Source organism: Paraplanobispora takensis (assembly GCF_016863195.1).
GTDB classification, from domain to species: Bacteria; Actinomycetota; Actinomycetes; order Streptosporangiales; family Streptosporangiaceae; genus Planobispora; species Planobispora takensis.
In genome coordinates this window covers 37933-52875 of sequence record NZ_BOOK01000006.1, presented here as the reverse complement: position 1 = coordinate 52875, position 14943 = coordinate 37933, and the positions used below count along the sequence as shown (strand labels likewise).

21 protein-coding genes and 1 pseudogene are annotated in these 14943 nt (G+C 68.8%); 19 read left to right on the top strand and 3 right to left on the bottom strand.

Going from position 1 to position 14943, the window contains the following annotated elements:
• Window positions 1-281, top strand: a pseudogene (locus Pta02_RS06055) (IS630 family transposase); the annotation flags it as partial.
• Here the strand turns inward: Pta02_RS06055 and Pta02_RS42270 are convergent.
• The 3 genes from Pta02_RS42270 to Pta02_RS06040 form a co-directional block, all read right to left on the bottom strand.
• Window positions 192-617, bottom strand: a complete 426-nt coding sequence (locus Pta02_RS42270) for a transposase (protein ID WP_373872346.1) — start codon at window positions 615-617, stop codon at window positions 192-194. The pseudogene Pta02_RS06055 and the gene Pta02_RS42270 sit on opposite strands and share 90 nt — an antisense overlap.
• Window positions 618-809: 192 nt before the next feature.
• Window positions 810-1223: a helix-turn-helix domain-containing protein gene (locus Pta02_RS06045; protein WP_203873680.1), complete on the bottom strand. Its 414-nt coding sequence runs from the start codon at window positions 1221-1223 to the stop codon at window positions 810-812.
• A 93-nt stretch (window positions 1224-1316) separates the two neighbouring features.
• Entirely contained in the window at window positions 1317-2432 is a 1116-nt protein-coding gene (locus Pta02_RS06040; RefSeq protein WP_203873679.1) for a helix-turn-helix domain-containing protein, read from the bottom strand.
• Window positions 2433-2692: 260 nt separating this feature from the next.
• Here Pta02_RS06040 and Pta02_RS06035 point away from each other — a divergent pair, with 260 nt between their 5' ends.
• The 18 genes from Pta02_RS06035 (at window position 2693) to Pta02_RS05950 (ending at window position 14933) form a co-directional block, all read left to right on the top strand.
• On the top strand, window positions 2693-3580 hold the full coding sequence (locus Pta02_RS06035; protein WP_203873678.1) for an AAA family ATPase: 888 nt from the start codon (window positions 2693-2695) through the stop codon (window positions 3578-3580).
• A gap of 19 nt (window positions 3581-3599) precedes the next feature.
• On the top strand, window positions 3600-4046 hold the full coding sequence (locus tag Pta02_RS06030; RefSeq protein ID WP_203873677.1) for a CBASS system Cap8 protein: 447 nt from the start codon (window positions 3600-3602) through the stop codon (window positions 4044-4046).
• Window positions 4043-4546, top strand: a complete 504-nt coding sequence (locus tag Pta02_RS06025) for a hypothetical protein (protein WP_203873676.1) — start codon at window positions 4043-4045, stop codon at window positions 4544-4546. The genes Pta02_RS06030 and Pta02_RS06025 overlap by 4 nt, the downstream gene beginning before the upstream one ends.
• Window positions 4547-4569: 23 nt before the next feature.
• Window positions 4570-5436, top strand: coding sequence for a CBASS oligonucleotide cyclase (locus Pta02_RS06020; RefSeq protein ID WP_203873675.1), 867 nt, complete (start codon window positions 4570-4572; stop codon window positions 5434-5436).
• Window positions 5433-6392 carry an S-4TM family putative pore-forming effector gene (locus tag Pta02_RS06015; RefSeq protein ID WP_203873674.1) on the top strand — a complete coding sequence of 320 codons (960 nt, stop codon included), beginning with the start codon at window positions 5433-5435 and terminating at the stop codon, window positions 6390-6392. The genes Pta02_RS06020 and Pta02_RS06015 overlap by 4 nt, the downstream gene beginning before the upstream one ends.
• A 360-nt stretch (window positions 6393-6752) precedes the next feature.
• A complete protein-coding gene (locus Pta02_RS06010; RefSeq protein ID WP_203873673.1) occupies window positions 6753-7103 on the top strand; it encodes a hypothetical protein in 351 nt (116 codons plus the stop codon).
• Window positions 7100-7390, top strand: coding sequence for a hypothetical protein (locus Pta02_RS06005; protein WP_203873672.1), 291 nt, complete (start codon window positions 7100-7102; stop codon window positions 7388-7390). The genes Pta02_RS06010 and Pta02_RS06005 overlap by 4 nt, the downstream gene beginning before the upstream one ends.
• A gap of 488 nt (window positions 7391-7878) precedes the next feature.
• Window positions 7879-8283 (top strand): hypothetical protein, encoded by a 405-nt coding sequence (locus Pta02_RS06000; RefSeq protein WP_203873671.1) that lies wholly within the window; start codon window positions 7879-7881, stop codon window positions 8281-8283.
• 281 nt (window positions 8284-8564) lie between these two features.
• Entirely contained in the window at window positions 8565-9140 is a 576-nt protein-coding gene (locus tag Pta02_RS05995; protein ID WP_203873670.1) for a hypothetical protein, read from the top strand.
• A 41-nt stretch (window positions 9141-9181) separates the two neighbouring features.
• Window positions 9182-9820 carry an SAF domain-containing protein gene (locus Pta02_RS05990; protein WP_203873669.1) on the top strand — a complete coding sequence of 213 codons (639 nt, stop codon included), beginning with the start codon at window positions 9182-9184 and terminating at the stop codon, window positions 9818-9820.
• Window positions 9817-10509 carry a CpaE/TadZ family protein gene (locus tag Pta02_RS05985; protein WP_203873668.1) on the top strand — a complete coding sequence of 231 codons (693 nt, stop codon included), beginning with the start codon at window positions 9817-9819 and terminating at the stop codon, window positions 10507-10509. Before Pta02_RS05990 ends, Pta02_RS05985 begins: the two co-directional genes overlap by 4 nt.
• Before the next feature lie 5 nt (window positions 10510-10514).
• The gene (locus Pta02_RS05980) at window positions 10515-11801 is read left to right on the top strand and encodes a TadA family conjugal transfer-associated ATPase (RefSeq protein ID WP_203873686.1); all 1287 of its coding nucleotides are present in this window, start codon (window positions 10515-10517) and stop codon (window positions 11799-11801) included.
• Window positions 11802-11806: 5 nt separating this feature from the next.
• The gene (locus tag Pta02_RS05975) at window positions 11807-12661 is read left to right on the top strand and encodes a type II secretion system F family protein (RefSeq protein WP_239129705.1); all 855 of its coding nucleotides are present in this window, start codon (window positions 11807-11809) and stop codon (window positions 12659-12661) included.
• The gene (locus tag Pta02_RS05970) at window positions 12661-13551 is read left to right on the top strand and encodes a type II secretion system F family protein (protein WP_203873666.1); all 891 of its coding nucleotides are present in this window, start codon (window positions 12661-12663) and stop codon (window positions 13549-13551) included. The genes Pta02_RS05975 and Pta02_RS05970 overlap by 1 nt, the downstream gene beginning before the upstream one ends.
• A 17-nt stretch (window positions 13552-13568) precedes the next feature.
• A complete protein-coding gene (locus Pta02_RS05965; RefSeq protein ID WP_084780727.1) occupies window positions 13569-13772 on the top strand; it encodes a hypothetical protein in 204 nt (67 codons plus the stop codon).
• Window positions 13769-14134, top strand: a complete 366-nt coding sequence (locus Pta02_RS05960) for a TadE/TadG family type IV pilus assembly protein (RefSeq protein WP_275423558.1) — start codon at window positions 13769-13771, stop codon at window positions 14132-14134. The genes Pta02_RS05965 and Pta02_RS05960 overlap by 4 nt, the downstream gene beginning before the upstream one ends.
• Window positions 14131-14547 carry a TadE/TadG family type IV pilus assembly protein gene (locus tag Pta02_RS05955; protein ID WP_203873664.1) on the top strand — a complete coding sequence of 139 codons (417 nt, stop codon included), beginning with the start codon at window positions 14131-14133 and terminating at the stop codon, window positions 14545-14547. The genes Pta02_RS05960 and Pta02_RS05955 overlap by 4 nt, the downstream gene beginning before the upstream one ends.
• Window positions 14544-14933: a hypothetical protein gene (locus Pta02_RS05950; protein ID WP_203873663.1), complete on the top strand. Its 390-nt coding sequence runs from the start codon at window positions 14544-14546 to the stop codon at window positions 14931-14933. The genes Pta02_RS05955 and Pta02_RS05950 overlap by 4 nt, the downstream gene beginning before the upstream one ends.
• Window positions 14934-14943 lie beyond the last annotated feature (10 nt).

Here is a 14943-nt window from a genome sequence, read left to right as displayed (position 1 = left end):
TTCATCACGCCAAGCTCATCACCGCCTATCTGGCCGAGCATCCCCAGGTAGAGCTGTTGTACGCGGCGCGCTACAGTCCGCATGACAACCCGACCGAGCGCATCTGGGCGGCGCTGAAGGCCTTCCTGGCCAATACCGCCGTCAGCTGGCCCGGCCGGCTGCGGCAGATCCACGCCTTCTTCCGGGCCCGCTCACCGGATCAGCTGCTGACTGCTGCGGCGCCCTGGACCAGTCCCTGGCTCCCGGCCGGTTACCGGCGAAACTTCTGGAATGCCGCTTAGATCGGCCGCGATGAAGTTGGCGATGGCGTGCTTGAGCAGTGACCAGATGCCTTCAGCCGGATTCCGCTCCGGCGCATACGTCGGCAGCTGCACCACCCTCAGCCAGGCGGAGTTCTCCTCGGCGAAGGCGGCAAGCTCCCGCGCCAGGTGCACATTGAGGTTGTCCCAGCACCACACCAGTAGCGCACCACCGGGCCGGTGATGCGTCGAGATGATCAAATCCTGGTACTGCCACCAGTGGAGACTCTTCGCCTCACCCGCGCGGCCCCGGTAGGTGGGTACGGTGTAAAATAAATGCGCGCTCGCCGGGGCGAAAGCAGACCACCCCGGCCACATTCACCCGCCCGGTACTGCGGCCGCGCACGGCCACGATCGGCCGAACCTCGCGCGGGGCCCAGGTGCGTGCTTTCGGCGGCCTTGAGCCCCTGACCGGTCTCGTCGGCGAAACAGATCCAGGCGCCCAGGTCCGCCGCGGTGGTTTTGCCCGCGCACCCCACCTCCTGCTGCCGCACCCCAATGGCCTTCTCGTCACGCTCGACGGCCCGGCGCGGCGGCACCTGGGCCGACCAGTCGTGCCGTTTCCAGCAGCTTGGCCACGCCTTGCACGATGTAGCCGAGGTGGAACATCCGGCCGATCACCGTCTTGATCCGGCCCAGAGTCCAGTACTGGTCATCGGCAAAGCCATGGGCCAGCGGCCCGCGCTTGAGCTCGGCCTCCAGCGCGGCCCAGGACTGCGCCGACAATCGCTCCAGGCAGACCGGGCCGGCCGAGCGCAGCGCATGCTCGCCGCCCTGCTGCCAACGGGCACGCCAGCGCCGTACCGAGCGCGCGGTGATGCGCAACTTCCGTGCGATGAGCGTGACGCTGTCCCCACGCGTGAAGCGCTCAGTGGCCTGCAGCCGCACCTGCTCGCACCGTTCCTGCTCGGCGGGGGTACCCACCCCGTTGCGCGTATCGCATGTCCTTGTCGTACAGCCGGAGCCGCCAGACGCCACGACCCCGCGGATTCTACGAGTTCAACCAGAGTAGGTGGGTCAGAATTCCACGCGGGGTCGCTCGCTGATATCCCGGCTGAGTAGGGTTCGAACGTCAGCTTCCGGAAGGCCTGAACGATTGAGGAAATCGGAGAAGGAGATGCCGGTTGTTTCCATGAGCTCTAGTGCACGATGCAGAAGCACAGGCAGCTCCGGATTTCCCAGAGGGCCTGGCTCTACTTTCCTCCATCCTCGGACGGACAAGGCTTTCCATCCCTGCGCATAGGTATGTTCGCTCATGACGCCGAGTGTTTTTGCCCTGACCAGGAGGGCAGCTATCGAGACGTGCCATTTTGCTTTCAAGTGGAGAAAAGCGGGCCAGTCAAGCCGTTCTGGAAGTTCGGATTTGATGTCGTCGGCTGGCATGAGGAACGCGGCGGCGAATTCGTGGGCTTGGCTCTCAGTGACCTTGTCGCCAATTTTGCCAGTGCTGCCGTGCAAGACCAGGTGGCCTAGTTCGTGTGCAGCATCGAAGCGGGAGCGGTCACGCAGGCCCTTATCGGCTCCGAGAGCAACAACGGGCCTGTCTGAGAAGTCGACACAGAATGCATCGACTTTATCGATGCTGACGCGGAAGCGGACGACAATAATCCCGTTCATTTCCAGCAGTCGCACAACATTCTGAACTGGGCCGCGTGAGATGTTCCAGTGATCACGAATCTGTGCGGCCGCTTGTTCGATGTCGGCGGACTGAAGGGGTAGTCCTTCGTCGATTGGGACGCGCGGCAAATTGAGGTCGGGCAACGCGACGTGTTTTTCGAGCTCAAGTGCGATCTCCCGCGCGAGGTGTACGTAGGCAAGCGCTTGTTGGCGATCTCGGGGGGAGGTGGATCGAAGGCTGCGGAAGAACCCGTTGACCTGATCCTTGGCAGGGGGGCGGGCTGGAGCGGCGAAGAACGACGGCGGTACCCGCAACGCGACCGCGAGCCGGCGAAGCGTCGATGCGGCGGGCTTGGTGTGTCCGTTCTCGAACTGACTGATCGAGGCCGCGGTGACGGAGCCGACTTCCCGGGCCAGTTGCACCTGGGTGAGCCCTCGGAGTTCGCGTGCCATTCGCAGTCGGGCGCGATCGAACAGGGCCGCGATGTCGCCGGGATTCAGTTGCGGGTCGCTCATGTCGCTCGTCTCCGCGCCAGTCAACGTCCATCTGATCAGCGGACGGTTCTCGATCTTGATTTCTCCGTTTGTATCTTAGGCCCACCTTGGTTACCCGACGGTAAAGTCATCCGACCTTCAGCAGGCACGCCGCGTGAAGTATGTCGAGTTTCACGCTTGATCTGTGGTGTAGTCTACCTAACATCGAGAAGATGATGTTCAAATCTGAGGTGCTACATGACGAGTGGGGGACGGGTTAAGGGATGAGGGTTCAGGAGTGCGTGCTATCGGACGAGGTGATCTCCGCCGACTCGGCGGAGGCCGCGTTGTGGGACGCCATCGTGGTGCCGAGGGAGATCAAGGAGCGGCTGCGCAACCAGACCGTGTTGTCGCTGCTCGTGCGGCCTGACCTGCCGTTCGCGGTGACGGCGTTGCACGGTCTGTGCACGCTCTACGGTCCTCCCGGCACCGGTAAGACCACCCTGGCGCGGGGGCTGCCAGCGCAGGTCGCCTGCTACGTTCCCGGAGGCCAGGTCCGGCGGATCGAGATCAACCCGCATGGGCTGATGAGTGCCGAGCACGGGCAGTCTCAGCAGCGAGTCAGCGAGCTACTCAGCGAGTACATACCGGGTCTGGCGTCGGATGGTGTGCCGACCGTGGTGATCCTCGACGAGGTTGAGTCGATGGCGGTCGCCCGTTCGGCGGCGTCGCTGGCCGCCAACCCGGCTGATGTCCACCGCGCCACCGACGCGGTTCTCACCGCCTTGGATCTCAACGCCGTCGAGTACCCGCACCTCTTCTTCGTCGCGACCAGCAACTTCACCACCGCTCTGGACGAGGCGTTCCTTTCCCGCTCCGACGCCGCCATCCTGGTCCCGCTTCCCGGGCCGGAGGCGCTACGGGAGATCGTGGCCTCCACGCTGCTGACTCTGGCCGACAAGTACCCGGCCTTGGGTGAGCTGGCACGCTCCTCGGCGATGGACCGCATCGCCGTAGCAGCTCACGGGCTGGACGGTCGCCGTGCACGCAAGGTGGTCTTCGAAGCCCTGGCTCAGCGGCTGGACACGGTGCTGGACCCCGGCAGCCTCACCGAAGACGACCTGGCCGCCGCGGTAGGCAACGCCGTCGCGGACACGGGCCAGCCGGAGGTGTCCCGTGCGGCGCGCTAGGCAGGTCGCGGCCTCTCCCGTGCGCAGCGCCAGCGAAACCTGGGCGGTGATCTCGGACCTCGTGGCCGACACCGTGGCGCAGTCCTCCGCGCTGTCTCGCGACGAGGCGGTGCAGGCGATGTCGGCCGCCGAGGCGGTCGGACGGATGCTGATCGCGGCAGGGCACCTGCAGCAGCACCCGATCACCCTGGTGGCCGGCAAGGTGTACTGCGAGATCACGACGGTGTCCGGCACGGCGGCGCTGACGTTGGAGGAGAACCTCAACCCTGTCCCCGGTGCGGCGGGCGCCGACGATTTCACGATCCACCTGCCGTCCCCAGCCCCGCTCCAGGAGCAGGTGAAGGCGACCGCTGACGGTCACGCCCGGTTGTCTGACGCTGTTCCGCCCGCTCCGGAGACGGAGACCGCCAACGCCGGTCCGCTGATCGATGTTGAGGCTCTGCGACGGGCGGTGACCCAGCGGTGACCTCCACCTACACCTACAGCTACACCCGGACCCACACCGCCACGCACCTGACCGACGTCATCCTCGGCACCATCACCGACATCCTCGCCGACCTCGGGATCAATATGGACCGGATACACCGCGACTGGGTGCAGAACGAGAATGCGATCAAGGCGTGGATCGAGGAGGGCTCCCTCGACACGGTCGTCCTCGAGTGCCACCAACCCTCAGGCGCCGTGGCACCGGTGATCGAATTCCCGGTGTCCTACACCCCCTCCGGGGACGGCAACGCCGGGTTCACCGCCTCTCGTGCCCGCGCCGCCCGGTTTCGGGCCAAGTTCGACCAAGTGCCCACGGGCACCACCTACCAACTGTTTTGCACCTTCAACGGGCCCCGCACCCCGCAACCAGGTTGGGGGGCCGGCCAGCGGGCGAGCATCGACGGTCTACGCGGCATCACCTTCGGCACTCTTGGCTCCGCCCCGCACGCCTCGACCGGCATGCGGTACTTCCACACCTGAGACGACGAGTAGGAACACGCCCTATGGGATACATCGACGATGCCTTCATCAAGCTCAAGCACAACCTGGAGATCACCCAGACCGAGCAAGATCTGGCGAAGGCGCGCCACGAGGCCATCCGCGACTTCGTCCGATCTCACTGGGACCTCGCCGACGACTTCCTCACCGGCAGCTACCGGCGTGACACCAAGACGAAGAAGCTCAAGGACATCGACATCTTCGTGGTCATTGACACCAACGGCTCCCAGGCAGGCTTCCGCGATCAAGCCCCCATCCGAGTGATCAACGCCCTGGAGACCCTGCTCCGTCAGAAGTGGAGCGCCGCCGTCCGGGACGGCATGGCCGTCGTCATCCCCTACGGCTCCGACGACGAGGTCATGTCAATCGACGTCGTGCCTGCCTTCAAGCGAGACGACGGCGGCTACTACATCCCCAATCCCACGGCAGGCGACTGGATCGCGACCAACCCCAAGCGCCACCACGAGCTGAGCATCGCCAAGAACGCCGATTGCGACGGCAAGTACGTACCCTTCGTCAAGATGGTCAAGGGCATCAACCGCGAACTCGGCGAGCCTGTGTCGCCCTCCTTCCTGCTGGAGGTCATGGCTCAGTCGCTGGTGAAGCCGCCGATCGGGCGCTATCAGGATGAGATCGTTCTGTTCTTGGCCACCGCCGCCGAACGCATCAGCGACGAGTGGCCCGACCCCGCCGGCCTGGGCGGTGACGTCAACACTGTCATGAACGCCACCCAGAAACTCACCGCGGCCAACGCGCTCAACCAGGCCCGCGCCATCGCAGAACGGGCGGTCGACCTGGAAGATGAGGGCCAGGAACGCGCGGCCTACGACGAGTGGAAGCACCTGTTCGGGAACCGGATGACCAGGCCATGAACTTCTCCACCGACCCCGACGGCGTCCATGGGATACCGCCTCGAGCCATCCACGAACGGCAGCTCGATGACGCCATGCTGCTCCTCCAGCGCGCCGCAGCGGCAAGTCACCAGCGCGGCCAGTTCCTCGAAGCCGTGCGCGTCACTGCCGCCGTCGCGCTCGCCGCCGCCGGTATCCTGATAACGCTGATCGGCAACGGCCGGACAGCCGTCTCGATCGTCGGGTTCTTCTGGTTCGTCGTCTCAGCTTTCCTGCTCAAGGGCCTCGCCGCGCACACCGCCCGCCAGGGTGCCCTGCTCCAGGAGATGTTCGATACCGCCTTATTCCACTTGCCGTGGCGCGCCACCGTTGCAGGCGATCCCATCCCCCAACCCGACGTCCTCCGCCTCGCGCGCAAACTCCCCCGAGGTGGCGCGAAGGACAAGCGCATCACCGACGGCTGGTACGACGCCACCAATGGTGTCCATCACCCTTACGATGTGTTTATCGCTCAGGAACAGAACCTCGCCTGGGACGCGCGCCTCCGCCGCCGTTATAGCCACCTCATCGCCGCCATCACGATCCTGTGGACTACCATCGGCCTCGTTGTCGGCCTCGCGGTCGCGGACACTACGCTGCTCGACACGCTCCTCAGCTTCTTCGTCCCGTCCCTGGCGGCCTACCAGATCTCCTACGAGATCTGGTCCAGCCAACGAAAGGTGGCCGACGAACGCGACCGGCTCACCAAGATCGTCAACACTGAGCTACGCAACGGACGTCCCGGCCCCGTTCCCGAGGACGAATGGCACCGTCTACGGAACGTCGCACGGGATGTGCAGGACGGTGTACTCCGCACCCGCCTGGACACCACCCGAGTACCCGAGTGGTTCTACAGACGCTTCCGCGACGGCGATGAACGCGACTTCGGCGACACTGCAGAAGGCCACCGCGTACGCCTCGCCCAAGACACACCCTAATTCGCCGCCATAGCAGCCGGCCAGCGAGGACCACATCGCCGCTCTGCACCTGCCGAAAGCGCTGTCCGCGTAGGTCGTCCTGCTTGCGCCACTACCAGCGACGACTCCTGGCCCACCATGCGCTCGTCGAACAGAACCGCTACCCCGGATGAAAGACGCCCGATGGATAGAGGAGGATTGCCGATCGACCCCTCGGCTGAACGTCTCAGAAATTGGCCGGTCAGCCCTTGCTGAGGACTTGGTGCGTGTCTGGGACACGCGCCGTGCCCGTCTCTGCCCCTTGTTGTCCCCCTCCGCTGAGGCATTGGCAGGTCCTCTACTGGGACTAACCCGATCCCCGGAGAGCGCGAGGGCCGTGACGTGGACGAGACGATGGCGAGACAGGCGGTACGGCTGCTCACGGTGCGGCTGCCGAACTGGACGGTCTGGTACGGCTGGCACACCGGCCACTTCTGGGCTCTGCTCAAGCGGCGGCCGGGCGGCCTCGTGCTCCACGTCGAAGCGCGGAGTGCGGTGGAGTTGGAGAGCCGGGTGCTGGAGGCCGAGCGCTGGTTGCCGGAACCGGCCGTTGACCGGCATGAGCGCCGACTGCCCAAGGGCGTCGCGCCGATCGAGGGTGTTCTCGTCGCGCGAGCACCCGAGAGACCACCGGTCACAGCGGGACGGCCAGGCAGGCGTCGACCTCGTCGCCCAACCAAGGCGGCGTCGTGATGCTGGACGAGGCGATGACGGCACTCCGCGGGGAGCTGAAGGCCGTGGCCATCGAGACGGAGGACCGCGACGTGTTCCGAGGGCAGCGCGGACACCTGCTGCTCAGCCTCGCCCCCGGTCTGGTCGTGTGGGTGAGCTTTCAGCGGGGCTTCCAGTGGATCGGCCCGGACGGCCGGTGGCGAACCCATCCGCTCGATGACCCCGCCGAGATGGCACGACTGATCGCTCCTCTCTGCAGGAAGCGTGCTTCCTTCCTCGGCGATGTCCGCCCGGGTGCTCCCGTCTGACGACTCCGGCAGGGCCGACACCGCGGCAACAGCGGGCATCGGCCGTCGAGAGTTGCACGAGGCTCCCGGCATCCCGTCGATCGTTTCCCACACCACCACGACGGCGGGCATGGCCGGGAACGAGGCCGCACGGCTCGGAGAAGGAGGGCTCCGGGTCGCGCGGCCTTCATCGCGCGAAAAAGTCGGCCCTGATATATCGCGGCATAAGCCGAAAGAACAGCCTGGAAAGCGGTTCTGAGCTGCGATTACTACTCTCCGCCACTAGCGCTTTCTAACTTTCCGCATTAATTTGATTACTCCACGCGGTTACCCTCCCTTGACCTGCGAGGAAAACGATGCGGCGACGGTGCGCCCTCTCTGGCCCCCTGGCGACATGGATCGCCACCCTGGGGACGCTGGCTGCATGCACCTCCGCGACCGGCGGGACCGGAGCCACCTCCAAGTCGGCTGACCTTCCTGTCACGACTCCGGTCGACCCGCAGGCATCCGTGAAGCAGGCCGTCCTCACCGCCTACCGCGGCATGTGGCAGGAGTTCGTCTCCGCCGCCAGGACAGCCGACTGGAAAGCCTCGGAGCTCGGCGAATACGCCACCGGTGACGCTCTGGTCGTCCTGCGCCACGGCCTCTGGCTCGCGCACGAGAAGGAGCAGATCGTCAAGGGTGAGCCGATCCTGCGTCCCGAGGTCACCTCCCTCACGCCCGCGACCAAGCCCACCAAGGCCCAGGTCACCGACTGCGTGGACGACACCGGATTCCTGGTCCACACACGTTCGGGGAAGCGCGCGGACGGGGGAGCGGCCACCGGGCGGCACAGGACCACCGCCGATCTCGCCCTCCGGAAGGGCTCCTGGTACGTCACCACCTTCGTGCTCAGGGAGGCCGGGACATGTTGATACACGCTGCCCTCGCTCTCGCCGTCTCCTGTACGGCCTTCGCCCCTGTGACCCATACCGTCGCGGACGATCCGCAAGGCGGCGGTGCCGGGCTCATCGGTTGCGGTTCCAAAGGCGGTCCGGGCTGCGTGACGGAGGCCAGGCGCTGGTGGAACAGGCCGGCCTCGATCGGCGGGCCCAGGCTGGACGGCAGGCCCGGAGGCTCCGGCGGAGGACAGAAACCCGGATGTACGGCGGCACTCGCAGAGGCTCCCGCCGGAGCGAGCGACAGCGGGCGGTGGATGCTGATCACCTGCCCCGGGCAACCGGCGCTCCTGGTCCGGGACGACGGACCCGCAGAAGGCGGCGAGGGCGGCACCGGGGCACCGGCGATCACCCCGCTGATGGTCGCCCTGATGGCGAGAGACCGCTTCACCCTGCCCGCCCCGGAGATCGGCTCCTCGCCGCGGCCGGAGGACCCGCAGCTGGTCCGGCTGCCGATCTGGCTCGCCGTCGAACGGGACGCCTGGCACCCGCGTACGGCCATCGCCACGGCGGGCGGGATCACCGCGATCGCCACCGCGATACCGGCACGCGTGACCTGGACCATGGGCGACGGGGCCACAGTGACCTGCAAAGGCCCCGGCACGCCGTACCGCGAGAGCCGTGACGACCCGCGCCGTCCCTCGCCGACCTGCGGCCACACCTACCTGGAGTCGAGCGCGGACGTCCCGAACGCCGAGTACCGGGTGACGGCCACGATCACCTGGAACGTCACGTGGACCGCCGCCGGGCAGGCCGGCACGCTCCCGCCCCTGACCACCACGGCGACCACGGCGTTCCGTGTCGCCGAGGCCCAGGCGATCGTCACGACCTGAGGAACGACCCGAAGAAGTCACGAACCGAGGAAGGAGACCGGGTGGCCACCACGGCGGTCAGACCGGCGCGAGCGACGACCGGTCCCCCGAAGAAACGCCGCAGCGCCGGGCGGATCCTGCTCGGCGGGATCCTTGTGACGGCGTGCGCGTTCGCCTCGGCCGCGATCACCCTCCGGACCGAGAGTCCGGTCGGGGCGATAGCCGTACTGGCGGACCTCCCCGCCGGGCACACGCTCACCGCCGAGGATCTTCGCGCGGTGAAGGGAACCGTGGACGCCGAGGTCATCCCGGCGGGCGAGGCCGCGGAGGTGATCGGCAAGAGGCTCACGGTCCCGCTGGTCGCCGGATCGCTCCTCGCCCGGGGGAACGTCGGCGAGCCCGCATACCCTGCACCGGGACAGGCGCTGCTCGGGGTCGCGGTGAAGCACGGGCAGTACCCGCCGGACATCGCCCCGGGAGACCGGGTCACCGTCGCCGCGATCCCCGACCTCGCCACCCCTGCCGGGGGCACCGGGCCGGAGACGGCGGTCGCGGTGGTGAGCAGGATCCGCCACCCCGACCAGCCGCAGAACCCGGCCGTGGTCACGCTGCAGCTCTCCCAGAGCGATGCCGAGAAGGTCGCCGTCCCCGCAGCACGAGGACTGGTCAGTCTGATGCAGATCTCTCCGGAGGTGTCATGAGCGTCATCGGCGTCGCCTCGATGAAGAACTCGCCGGGCGTGACCACCTTCGCCCTGGCGCTCGCCACCACCTGGCCGGGCGGGGACACGGTCTTCGTGGAGCTGGACGCCTCCGGCGGGGAGCTCGGCGGGTACTTCCACCTCGACCGCAATATCGGGATCGCGTCGCTGGCCACCGAGCTGCGGCGCGAGCGCGACCCAGATGTCCTGTTCCACCATACGCAGACCCTCCCCGGAGGGCAGGAGGTGATCGCCGCTCCCGTAGGGCCCGCCCAGGCACATGCCGCGGTGACGGCACTGACCACCACCCTCCCCGAAGTCCTCAGGAAATCGCTCGGCGGCACCACCCTGGTCGCCGACCTGGGACGGCTGGCCGGCCCGTCGGCCGAGCTCGCCGCGAGCATGGACACGGTCCTCGTCATGGCGCGTCCCCGGCTGACCGACCTGATGCACCTGGAGGGCCTCGCGGAGGCCGTACCGCACGCCGAGATCATCCTGACGGGCCCCGGCACGTATCCGCCCGGCGAGGTGATCGATGCGCTCGGTGTGAAGGTGCGTGCCCACATCGCCCACGACCCGGCCGCCCAGTGGTTCATCCAGGGGAGGCATGGGCGCACCCGGTTCGTCCGGGCCGTCCGCCGCGTCGCCGCTGGCCTCGCCAAGACCACCAGGCGGGAGGGAGCCGCGTGACCGACATGGAACTGGTCAAGCTGCTCCGTACGGAGGTCGCCGACCGGCTCGCGGCCCGCAGCCAGGCCGACGAGGAGAAGGGGCGCCTGCCGATGACGCCGCAGGACCGGCGGGAGTACGGCAGGGCGCTGCTCACCGAGGCGCTGGACGACCACGCCCTCCGGGTTCTCGGCGCCGGACTCTCGCCACTGGATCCGGGCTCCGAGGCGCGCGTCGCCCGCGCCGTCGAGAACGCGCTCTTCGGCCTCGGCGGCTTCCAGCCCCTGCTGGACGACCCCGAGATCGAGAACATCAACGCCAACGCCTTCGACGACGTCCACGTCACCTTCGCCGACGGCAGGCAGGAGAAGGCCGACCCGGTCGCCGAGTCGGACGAGGACCTGGCCGAACTGATCCGCACCGCCGCCGCCCTGCTCGGGGTCGGCGAGCGGCGCTTCGACCCCGGCTCGCCGATCCTGTCGATGGAACTGCCCGACGGCTCGCGGCTGTTCGCCGTGATGTCGGTGTCCCGGCGACCGGCCGTGTCGATCCGCCGCCACCGCTATCCCACGGCGACTCTGGCGCAGCTCCGGCAGAACGGCACCCTCGACGAGGGCCTGACGAACTTCCTCCGGGCCGCCGTACGCGCCCGCAAGAACATCGTCGTCGCCGGGGCCACCGGCAGCGGCAAGACCACGCTGCTGCGCGGACTCGCCTCGGAGATCCCCAGAAGCGAGCGGCTCGTCACGATCGAGGAGCACTTCGAGCTCGGCCTGGACCGTGACAAGGACACGCACGGCAACGTCCTCACCCTCCAGGCGCGGCACGCCAACGTCGAGGGGCAGGGGCGCGTCACCCTCGCCGACCTCGTACGGACCGCGCTCGGCATGTCGCCGGGTCGGGTGATCGTCGGCGAGGTCCGCGGCGACGAGGTCATCCCGATGCTCAACGCGATGAGCCAGGGCAACGACGGCTCGATGTGCACCCTGCACGCCAGCTCCAGCCGGGGCGCGTTCTCCAAGCTGGCCTCCTACGCCATGCAGGCGCCCGAGCGCCTGCCCATGGAGGCCGGTGCGGTCCTGATCTCCGAGGCCGTGCACTTCGTGATCCACATGGCCTTCACCCGCTACGGCACTCGCGTGATCTCCAGCGTCCGTGAGGTCGCCGGTTGCGAGGGCATCGGTGTCGTCTCCAACGAGATCTACCGTCCCGGGCCGGACCGCCGCGCCGTACGGGCACATCCGCTCCGCACTGAGACGGTCGACGAACTGGAGGCCGCGGGGCTGGACGTCGACGGATGGTTCGCGTCGTGAACGTCATGACCGCCATGACCGGAAGGGCGCTGCTCGCCGCGCTGGCCGGAGTGGGGGTCGGCGCCGGGATTCTGCTGGTCGTCTCCGGGTTGCGGCGCCGCGAGGCCGGGGAGAGACGCCGCCTCCGCGTCGATCCTCGGACGCTGGTACGGCTCACCGCCTGCGCCGGGGCCGCCGTCCTGGTCGGCGCGGTCACCCGCTGGCCCGTCGGCGCCGTTCTGGCGGGGTTCGGCGCATGGTTCCTTCCGGGACTGTTCGGCCCGGACCGCGGACACGGGCGGGCCATCGAGCGGATCGAGGCCGTCGCGGGCTGGGCCGAGATGCTCCGCGACGTCCTCGCCGCCTCGGCGGGCCTGCATCAGGCGATCATCGCCACCGCGCCGATCGCCCCGCATGCGATCCGGCCGCACATCACCGAGCTCGCCGCGCGGGTGGACCGGGGAGAGCGGCTCCCCGCCGCGCTCAACCGGCTCGCGGACGACCTCGCCGATCCGACCGGCGACCTGGTGTGCGCCGCGCTGATCCTCGCCGCCCGGCGGCAGGCCGGGCAGCTCGGCGATCTGCTCGGCACCCTGGCCACCGCCGCCCGCGCCCAGGCCACCATGCGGCTGCGCGTCGCCTCCGCCCAGGCCCAGGCCAGGTCGTCGGTACGGACGATCGTCGCCGCGACGGTGCTCATGGCGGGCGGGCTGATGCTGTTCAGCCGCGACTTCCTCGCCCCCTACAACACGCTCGACGGGCAGCTCGTCCTGCTCGCGGCCGGGACCGTCTTCGCGGGCTCGTTCTTCATGCTCCGCCGGCTCGGTCGCATCGGGGAGCCTCCCCGCATCCTCACCAATCTGGACGGAGGCGACGGCTGATGGCGCTTGCGCTGCTGCTCGGGGCGGGCATCGGGCTCGGCCTGGCATTGGCCGCCTCCGGGTTCTGGCCCGCCCGTCCCACCCTCGCCCAGGAACTCCACCGCCTGCGCCACGGAACCCCGGCGAGACCCGCGGCGGACCCGGACGCGGGCTGGAGCGGGCGCCTCGGCCACTCTCTGGCCGGACCTCTGGCCGCACGCGGTCTCCCCGGTGCGGCGACCCGCTGTGACCTGGCCGTCTGCGGCAAGACCGTCGAACGCCTCCTCGGCGAGAAGGTCACCTCGACCCTCGCCTTCGCGCTGCTCGGCCCGGCGGTCTACGCGGCCGTCACACTCGGCGGCGTCTCCATGCCCTGGCAGGTTCCCGCATGGTCGCTGATCCCGATGGGCGTCCTCGGGTTCCTCGTCCCCGACCTCGCGCTGAAATCTCAGGCGAGGGAGCGGCGGGACGAGCTCCGGCATGCGCTCTCCGCCTTCCTGGACCTGCTCGTCGTCTCCCTCGCCGGCGGCCGCGGCGTCGACGGGGCCCTGGCCGACGCCGCGCAGGGCGGTGACGGGTGGGCGTTCGTACGGCTCCGCGGCACCTTGCAGGCCGCGCTCGCCGCCCGCCGTACGCCGTGGGCGGCTCTCGGACGGATGGGGGAGGAGTACGACGTGCGCGAGCTGTGCGAGCTGGCAGCCGCGGTCGGCCTCGCCGGGACCGAGGGCGCCCGCGTCCGCGCGTCGCTCACCGCCAAGGCAGCATCGCTCCGCGCTCACCAGCTCGCAGGAATCGAGACGGCGGCCCAGACCGCGACGGAACGGATGAGTCTGCCCGTGGTCGGTCTGCTCGCCGGGTTCTTGCTCTTCACCGGATATCCGGCGATCGCCTCGGTACTGGCGGGGTTCTGAACGAATGGGGGAACAGCGTGATCCGTCTCATGATCCTCTTCGACGCGATGCGGGAGCGGCGACGGCGGTGCCTGGAGGCCGCCCGGCGGCACCCGGACAGGGGAAGCTTCAGCACCGAGACCGTGATCGTCACCGCGATCCTCGTGGCCATCGCGATCACGGCCGGGGCGATCCTGCTCTCCAAGGTCCTCGCGAAGGTCAACTCCATCGATCTGGGATAGACCGCGGGGCCGCGACGGCCGAAATGGCGGTGGCGTTCCCGCTCGCCCTGGTACTGGTGCTGCTCGTCGTGCAGTTCGGAGTATGGCAGCACGCCGTACACGTAGCGGAGGTGACGGCGGCCGAGGCGCTGGCGTCCGCACGGGTGTTCGGGGCGGGCGCCGGGGACGGGCAGGCGAAGGCGTCGCTGCTGCTCTCCCAGCTCGGGCGATCAGTGCTGCGTGACTCGCGGGCGTCGGTCTCCCGTACGGCCGACACCGCCCGGGTCGAGGTCAGCGGGGTCGCGCAGAGCGTCGTGCCGTTCCTGAGGCTCCCGGTAGAGGCGGTCGCCACCGGGCCGGTGGAGAGGTTCAGGCCGAGATGATCGCGTCAGGTGCGCGCGACCGGGGCGGCGCCGCCGTCGAGCTGGTGCTGCTGGCGCCGTTTCTGATCATGCTGGCCCTGCTCACGGTCGCGATGGGCCGCCTGGTCGCCGCGCGGCTGGAGGTGAACAACGCCGCTCACCAGGCGGCCCGGTCGGCGTCGATCGCCCGCGACCCGGCATCCGCCACGTCCGTCGCCCGTTTGACCGCCGACAGCGCGCTCGTCGGGAAGCGGATCACGTGCGCCAGCCGCAGCGTGGACGTCGGACTCGGCTCCTTCGAGCCGGGCGGCAATGTCACCGTGACGGTCACCTGCCGCGTACGGCTGGCGGATCTTGCGATGGTTCACCTCCCGGGCGGTACGGCTCTGAGCGCGACGTTCGTCGTCCCGATCGACTACTGGAGGTCGCGGTGAGCGCGTTCGTGGCCGGCGTCGCCGGGGCGCTGATCCTGCTGGCTGGGCTCGTCGTAGACGGCGGCCTGGCGCTCGCCGCCCGGGTACGAGCGATCAACGAGGCACAGGAGGCCGCACGCGCGGGAGCACAGCAGCTCAACCTCACCGCCTACCGGCGCGACGGAACCGTACGGCTGGATCCCGACCGGGCGCGGGCCGCTGCGCTCGCCTACGTGGCGGCGACCCCGGACACCGCCACGGTAGAGGTCTCCGGCGGCACGGTGACGGTCGTCGTCCGGGCCGTGCAACCGGCTCAGATTCTCGGCCTCGCAGGAGTGGGCCCGTTCCGGGTGTCCGGGCGGGCATCGGCGACGGCCCAGCGCGGCGTGACAGGAGTGCTGAGATGAGGAAGATTCT

Bases quoted from the DNA above. Each gene is read 5' to 3' on its own strand.
- Pta02_RS05995 (WP_203873670.1), top strand. From the start codon at position 8,565: ATGCTGATCACCTGCCCCGGGCAACCGGCGCTCCTGGTCCGGGACGAC.
- Pta02_RS06015 (WP_203873674.1), top strand. From the start codon at position 5,433: ATGAACTTCTCCACCGACCCCGACGGCGTCCATGGGATACCGCCTCGA.
- Pta02_RS42270 (WP_373872346.1), bottom strand. From the start codon at position 617: ATGTGGCCGGGGTGGTCTGCTTTCGCCCCGGCGAGCGCGCATTTATTT.
- Pta02_RS05955 (WP_203873664.1), top strand. From the start codon at position 14,131: ATGATCGCGTCAGGTGCGCGCGACCGGGGCGGCGCCGCCGTCGAGCTG.
- Pta02_RS06040 (WP_203873679.1), bottom strand. From the start codon at position 2,432: ATGAGCGACCCGCAACTGAATCCCGGCGACATCGCGGCCCTGTTCGAT.
- Pta02_RS06020 (WP_203873675.1), top strand. From the start codon at position 4,570: ATGGGATACATCGACGATGCCTTCATCAAGCTCAAGCACAACCTGGAG.
- Pta02_RS05985 (WP_203873668.1), top strand. From the start codon at position 9,817: ATGAGCGTCATCGGCGTCGCCTCGATGAAGAACTCGCCGGGCGTGACC.
- Pta02_RS05980 (WP_203873686.1), top strand. From the start codon at position 10,515: ATGGAACTGGTCAAGCTGCTCCGTACGGAGGTCGCCGACCGGCTCGCG.
- Pta02_RS05975 (WP_239129705.1), top strand. From the start codon at position 11,807: ATGACCGCCATGACCGGAAGGGCGCTGCTCGCCGCGCTGGCCGGAGTG.
- Pta02_RS05970 (WP_203873666.1), top strand. From the start codon at position 12,661: ATGGCGCTTGCGCTGCTGCTCGGGGCGGGCATCGGGCTCGGCCTGGCA.